Origin of the sequence: Nostocoides japonicum T1-X7 (genome assembly GCF_001046855.1) — a bacterium.
In the GTDB taxonomy this organism is placed as follows: domain Bacteria; phylum Actinomycetota; class Actinomycetes; order Actinomycetales; family Dermatophilaceae; genus Nostocoides; species Nostocoides japonicum.
This window is the reverse complement of sequence record NZ_HF570958.1, coordinates 4,782,706-4,784,087: the sequence shown is the minus strand read 5'-3', so window position 1 is coordinate 4,784,087 and position 1,382 is coordinate 4,782,706. Positions and strand designations below refer to the sequence as shown.

Here is a 1,382-nt window from a genome sequence, read left to right as displayed (position 1 = left end):
CGCCGACGCCCGAGCCGGGCGCCACGGCGCGGCCCGCCGGATCGGTCGCCGCGATCGCCGCCAAGGCCCTGCCGAGCGTCGTCACGCTCCAGGTCAGCGGCCCCGGCGGCAGCGACACGGGCTCCGGCTGGGTCTTCGACGACCAGGGGCACATCGTGACGAACAACCACGTCGTCGAGGCGGCCGCCTCCAGCGGCAAGGTGACCGTCATCCTGTCCAACGGCAAGCACGTCGACGCGACGATCGTCGGGCGCGACGAGGCATACGACCTCGCCGTCGTCAAGGTCACCGGCGTCACGCTGACGCGACTTCCCATCGGCGACTCCGACGACGCCGTCGTCGGCGACCAGGTCATCGCCGTCGGGGCGCCGCTCGGGCTCGACAGCACGGTGACGACGGGCATCGTCAGCGCCCTCAACCGGCCGGTGAGCGCCGGTGGGGGCGGCTCCTCGCAGTCCTTCATCAACGCCATCCAGACCGACGCCGCGATCAACCCCGGCAACAGCGGCGGTCCGCTCCTCAACATGTCCGGACAGGTCATCGGCGTCAACGCGGCCATCGCCGCGCTGCCGTCCGGCTCGGGCGGCGGCTCGACGGGCAGCATCGGCCTCGGGTTCGCCATCCCGAGCAACCAGGTCGCCAAGACGGCCGAGCAGCTCATCCGCACGGGGAAGGCCCAGCATCCGGTCATCGGGGTCTACCTCGACCCGGCCTACGACGGCGAGGGCGTCAAGATCGCCACGAGCGGACCCGACAACGCCCCGGCCGTCGCCAAGGACGGCCCGGCCGCGAAGGCGGGGCTCAAGGCCGGCGACGTCATCCTCGCCTTCGACGGGCGCCCGATCTCCAGCAACGACGAGCTCGTCGTCGCGATCCGGGCCAAGAGCGTCGGGGACGAGGTCACCCTCCACGTCCGTCGTGGCGGCAAGGAGTTCGATGTGAGAATGACCTTGCAGGCCGGTGAGTAGGGCAGGCCGGTAGGCAGGCGGAGCGGGACAGGCGGCGAGCAGGGAAGGACGGGCAGCCATGGACTTCTTCGGCATCAACGGCTGGGAGTTCATCGTCCTGGCGATCCTCGCCGTCCTCCTCCTCGGCGACCGGATGCCGGAGTATGCCGCGAAGCTGGCCCGGTTCGTCCGGACGGCCCGGACCATGGCCGAGGGGGCGAAGGGTCAGCTGCGCGAGCAGCTCGGGCCCGAGTACGACGACATCGACTGGCGTCAGTACGACCCCCGCCAGTACGACCCCCGGCGCATCGTCCGGGAGGCCTTCCTCGAGCCGCTCGAGTCGTCGGGGTCCGACGGCGCGGTCGACGTGGCGACGGGCGCGACCGGGTCCGCCGACGCGATGAGCGCCGCGACCCCGCCGGTCGACGTCTACGA

2 protein-coding genes are annotated in these 1,382 nt (G+C 71.9%); both read left to right on the top strand.

All coding sequences use genetic code 11. The annotated features are described in order from the left end of the window. Positions 1 to 968: S1C family serine protease (locus BN12_RS21725; RefSeq protein WP_083454846.1), on the top strand; the 968-nt coding region annotated here is incomplete at its 5' end. 58 nt (positions 969 to 1,026) lie between these two features. Continuing rightward, the coding region (locus BN12_RS25625) for a Sec-independent protein translocase family protein (protein ID WP_083454845.1) at positions 1,027 to 1,382 on the top strand (356 nt) is incomplete at its 3' end.